This is a genomic window from Cypionkella sp. TWP1-2-1b2, assembly GCF_049896245.1.
In the GTDB taxonomy this organism is placed as follows: Bacteria; Pseudomonadota; Alphaproteobacteria; order Rhodobacterales; family Rhodobacteraceae; genus Cypionkella.
Window position 1 is genome coordinate 1 of record NZ_JAFCTX010000084.1, and the last position, 4,467, is coordinate 4,467.

Genomic DNA, 4,467 nt, shown 5'->3' on the forward strand with positions numbered 1-4,467 from the left:
CGCGCCAACCTCTGCCCCGATGATGTGGCGCAGTTGGTTTTCATCCTGAGGGGTGGGTACAACGATGGCTTGTGTCAGCCCCCAGCGCTCCTCAAGCGCGCGTTCCAGTTCGACACAACGTGACAGGCGGGTTGTGACGCGGATCTGAACGGTTCCATCCAGCCGCGCCGCAGACAGAATTCGCAGAACGCGTGACCTGTTCATGCCAACCTTGTTGGCCACTTCGTCCTGGGTCAACCCCTCGACATAGTAAAGCCAGGCGATCCGCGTCTTGACGTCCTCTGATACCCCGGCGTCGCTCACGCAGTCCCTCCGTGCTGTGTGCGGCCAAGCCCGCATCGATGCCAACAGCTTGAAAGGTTCGCGGACAGACTGCAAGGAGGTTCCTGCCGCCAGACCTGTGCGGTTGCGGAATTCACGCGGTCTGTACCGAACAGGTCCGCATGAATGCCAGCGTTTCAGGCAGCGACACGACCCCGGCCTGACTGCCGAGTCCGGTAGCGTTCAGCGCCGAAGATGCCTGTGCCAGGCGAACCGACTCCTGCGGTGACATTCCGTTCAGCAGACCTGCGGCAAAACCCGCATTGAAGACGTCGCCGCAGCCGCAGGTGCACCGCACATCCACGGCGAAGGCCGGAATACGGAAGGTCAGGCCCGTGCGGTCCCGGTAATAAGCCCCGTCTGCCCCAAGGGTAAAGACGCAGGCACCAGCGCCACGGGCGATAAAAAAGGTGGCCATCTGATCAAGATCGGTCAGCCCGGTCAGTGCGTGCGCTTCCTCAACCGACGGGATGAAATAGTCGGTATAGGGCAGCACGGCATCAATATCCGGCAGGTCGCTTGCGGACCCGGCAAAGATATCGACAGTGGTAATGCAACCGCGTGCCTTGGCATGGGCCATCAGGGCGGCATTGCGCGGCCCGTCCATCGCATCCATCAGACCGACGCCGCCCATATGGAACACCCGTGTGTCGGTGATCCGGTCGAAATCGGCAGGCTCGACCACGAAATGCCCGGTAGCACCCTTGACGTGCAGGGCAGGGCGCGATCCGTCCAGACGCGTCAGAACGATTGACGACGATGTCGGCACCCCTTGCAGTCGTTGCAGACCCGAGGTGTCGATACCAAAACCCTCCAACCGGGTGACGGCCCAGTCCCCCATCATGTCGCAGCCATAACCGCCGACCGCGAGTGTTCTGAGACCAAGTTTTGCCGCAACGATGGCCGCAGTGCCGGCGGCCCCAGATACGGCCAGGGTGATTTCGTCGACAAAAGATGTGCCACCACCCGGCGGGATATCTGAGACCGGCCAGCCGAGACAATCGAAGGTGTAAAAACCGACGGAAACATAGTCGTAGCGCATGGTACCCTCCCTGGCGACACGGGGCCAATATGCCTGAACATTTGGCAACATGTCAATGTAAGTGATCGAAAGCGTTCACATGGTCAGCCGTAATGACCTTCAAGAGAAGCCCGCAGAGGATCAATTATCTGCATTCAGCGGAAATTCACACCGTTTTTAATTTGCGCATTTGTAAATTTGAATATATATTTGTTTTGAAAATAAAGGAGTGCTTTGATGAAGGCTGCGATCCTGTACGCTCCGCACGACATGCGGCTGGCCCTGAGGGATGATCCGGTTCTGGAGCCGGGGGATCTGATTCTGCGCGTCAAAGCAACCACGATTTGTGGCACCGATATCCGGGTGTACCGCGGGCGCAAGACGGCTGGTATCCGCTATCCTTCGGTGATCGGGCACGAATTTTCTGGCGAGATCATCGCGTCGGGCGGCTCTGAAACCTACACCCCCGGTCTGCGGGTTGGTGTTTGCCCGGCCATTCCCTGCGGGCGCTGTACGCAGTGCCTGAGGGGTCTTGAAAACCTGTGCCCCGACCTTCAGGCCATCGGATATGAGATTGATGGCGCCTTCGCCGAGTACATCCGGATACCGGCGCGTGCCGTTGAGCTAGGAAACGTTCATGTACTGTCGGACACCGTTACAGATTGCGATGCGGCGTTGATCGAACCCTTTGCGTGTGTGCTGAACGGTCAGAACAAGGTGGGGCTGCAGCAGGGCGATAAGGTCGTAATTCTGGGTGCTGGACCCATCGGCGCGCTGCATGTCAAGCTGGCGCGCCTGCGGGGTGCATCCCGGGTGATCGTGAGTGAGCCGAACGCGGCGCGGCGCGCGGCAGCATTGCAGGCGGGGGCCGATGTGGTGATCGACCCAAGCGCGGTCGACCTGCGGGCAGCGGTGCGCAGCGAAACCCGGGGGCAAGGGGCCAATGTGGTGATCTGCGCCATCGGTATTCCGTCACTCGCGGCGCAGGCGGTCGGGCTTGCGGCCAAGGGCGGGGGGATTAGCCTGTTTGCGGGCTTCAGCAACGGTGAATTGGGCACGCTTGATGTCAACGCGATCCACTATGACGAATTGCGTGTGACGGGGTCGTTCGGCCTGTCGCGCCGGGACTATGAGGATGCCCTGAACATGGTGACCGACGGGCGGATCGACCTGCGCGACATGGTCACGCACCGGTACGGCCTGCAAGAGGTCGCCGCCGCCTTTGCCATGGCGGAAAGCGGGGCCGCGATGAAAGTTGCCATCACCGATGTCTGACATCGAGGCGTGGGATGTTGTCATCATCGGTGGTGGCATCAACGGATGCGCCACGTTCCGCGACCTTGCCTTGCAGGGGGTGCGGGTGCTGCTGCTGGAACGGGGTGATTTCTGTTCCGGCGCGTCGGCGGCGTCATCTCGGTTGATGCATGGTGGACTGAAGTATCTGGAAACAGGCGAATTTAGGCTGGTGCGCGAGTCACTGGTGGAACGCAACATGCTGCTGGCCACGGCCCCGCATTATGTGCAGCCGCTGGAATGCGTGGTGCCGGTGAAATCCGTCTGGGGCGGAATTGTCGGGTCTGCGGCGCGGTTTCTGGGGATCAGGACAAAGATTGCAGACCGTGGCTATGCGATCACGGCGGCAGGGTTGATGCTGTATGATCTTTATGGGCGCGCGCTGCAGTCGATGCCCGGGCACCGCATGCTGCGCCGTCATGGGTTGCATCGCCTGCTACCAGACCTTGCCGCCGACATTTCCGGCGCGGGTGTGTATTACGAGGGCCATATCACCCATGCCGAGCGGTTGGGGCTGGAACTGGTGCTGGACGGCGAGGCTGCAAATCCGTCTGGGCGGGCCGAAAACCACGCCGAAGTGGTGCAGGTGGCCGACGGTATTCTGACTTGGCGCAGTGCCCGCAGCGGGCAGCGCAGGGCCCGGGCGCAGGTGATCGTCAACGCGGGCGGCGCGTGGATCGACAGCGTGAACGGGGCGTTGGGGTTGCCCACGCAGTTGATGGGCGGCAGTCGCGGGTCGCATCTGGTGGTGGACAGCCCGGCGCTTTTGCGCGCTCTGAACGGCCGGATGATCTATTTTGGCACTCCGGACGGGCGGGTTAATCTGCTCTATCCCTTTGCGGGCAAGGTGCTTGTCGGGGCCACCGACATCAAACACGCCAACCCGGATACGGCGCTGTGCAGCGATGACGAGGCGGAGTATCTGTGCCGCGCCGTGGCCGAGGTGTTCCCGGATATTCCGATCCGCCCCGAACAGATCGTTTGCCGGTTCTGCGGCGTCCGTCCCTTGCCCCGTTCGGATGGTGTGGTGGCATCAGTCACTCGCGACCATTCGATCGTCACGCTGACGCTGCCGGGGGGTGCGGCGCTCGTGCATTGCCTGATCGGCGGCAAATGGACAACCTTCCGCGCCTTTGCCGAACTTGCAACTGACCGGGTGCTGGCCGATCTGGGGCGGGGGCGGACGGTCTCAACCGCAGGGCTTGCCATCGGCGGCGGGCTTGGGTTTCCTCGCGATGTGGCCGGGCGGCAGGCGTTGGTGGGGCAGCTTGCGGGTCTGGGCGGGGTGACGGTGGATCGCGCCGATATTCTGCTGTCGCGCTACGGCACGCGGGCCGGGGCGTATCTGGCAACGCTGGCCGGGGCGGGCGAAGAAATGCTGGACAATATCAGCGATTTTGCGACTGAGGAAATTCGCCACATTGCCCGGACCGAACGCGTCACAGGCATCGACGACATCCTGTTCCGCCGCACCCTGATCGGCCTGACCGGGCGCGACACCGCACCAGTGCGCGCCGAGATTGCCGCGCTGCTAACCTGATCAGGGCGGTCCTGCGCCGGTCAGGACGCAGGCTTTTTCCCGAGCGCCACGGCCAGAATGATGATGCCACCGGAAACCATCATTTGCTCGCTGACGTCCAGCCCCATGATGATCAGCCCGTTATTGATCGTGCCGATCAGCAGCGATCCGGCGAAGGTGCCCAGAATGGTAAGTGTCACATCCCGGAAGGTGATAGGGCTGTTTCGTGAACAACTCCGGCTTAAGTTTGTGCCAGTCCTTCATCGCCTGCAAGGGTGTCTTGCTGCCAAGGGCTGACTGCGGCAGTTGCTGA

General features: G+C 62.0%; 4 protein-coding genes and 1 pseudogene. 2 read left to right on the forward strand and 3 right to left on the reverse strand.

The window, feature by feature from the left end; all coding sequences use genetic code 11:
• Together ACP7AP_RS23980 and ACP7AP_RS23985 are read right to left on the reverse strand one after the other, a co-directional pair.
• Positions 1-303, reverse strand: a pseudogene (locus ACP7AP_RS23980) (sugar-binding transcriptional regulator); the annotation flags it as partial.
• A 112-nt stretch (positions 304-415) separates the two neighbouring features.
• Positions 416-1,363: a carbohydrate kinase family protein gene (locus ACP7AP_RS23985; RefSeq protein ID WP_426038405.1), complete on the reverse strand. Its 948-nt coding sequence runs from the start codon at positions 1,361-1,363 to the stop codon at positions 416-418.
• Between the two features lie 216 nt (positions 1,364-1,579).
• Here ACP7AP_RS23985 and ACP7AP_RS23990 point away from each other — a divergent pair, with 216 nt between their 5' ends.
• Positions 1,580-2,617: an alcohol dehydrogenase catalytic domain-containing protein gene (locus ACP7AP_RS23990; RefSeq protein WP_426038407.1), complete on the forward strand. Its 1,038-nt coding sequence runs from the start codon at positions 1,580-1,582 to the stop codon at positions 2,615-2,617.
• Complete coding sequence (locus tag ACP7AP_RS23995) at positions 2,610-4,175, forward strand: glycerol-3-phosphate dehydrogenase/oxidase (protein ID WP_426038409.1); 1,566 nt, start codon at positions 2,610-2,612, stop codon at positions 4,173-4,175. The genes ACP7AP_RS23990 and ACP7AP_RS23995 overlap by 8 nt, the downstream gene beginning before the upstream one ends.
• A gap of 20 nt (positions 4,176-4,195) precedes the next feature.
• Here the strand turns inward: ACP7AP_RS23995 and ACP7AP_RS24000 are convergent, their stop codons facing one another.
• Positions 4,196-4,354 (reverse strand): hypothetical protein, encoded by a 159-nt coding sequence (locus ACP7AP_RS24000; RefSeq protein ID WP_426038411.1) that lies wholly within the window; start codon positions 4,352-4,354, stop codon positions 4,196-4,198.
• Between the last annotated feature and the right edge of the window lie 113 nt (positions 4,355-4,467).

What these genes read in the sequence shown, in the direction of transcription:
- ACP7AP_RS23985 (WP_426038405.1), bottom strand. Translation starts at nt 1,363, where the DNA reads ATGCGCTACGACTATGTTTCCGTCGGTTTTTACACCTTCGATTGTCTC.
- ACP7AP_RS23990 (WP_426038407.1), top strand. Translation starts at nt 1,580, where the DNA reads ATGAAGGCTGCGATCCTGTACGCTCCGCACGACATGCGGCTGGCCCTG.
- ACP7AP_RS23995 (WP_426038409.1), top strand. Translation starts at nt 2,610, where the DNA reads ATGTCTGACATCGAGGCGTGGGATGTTGTCATCATCGGTGGTGGCATC.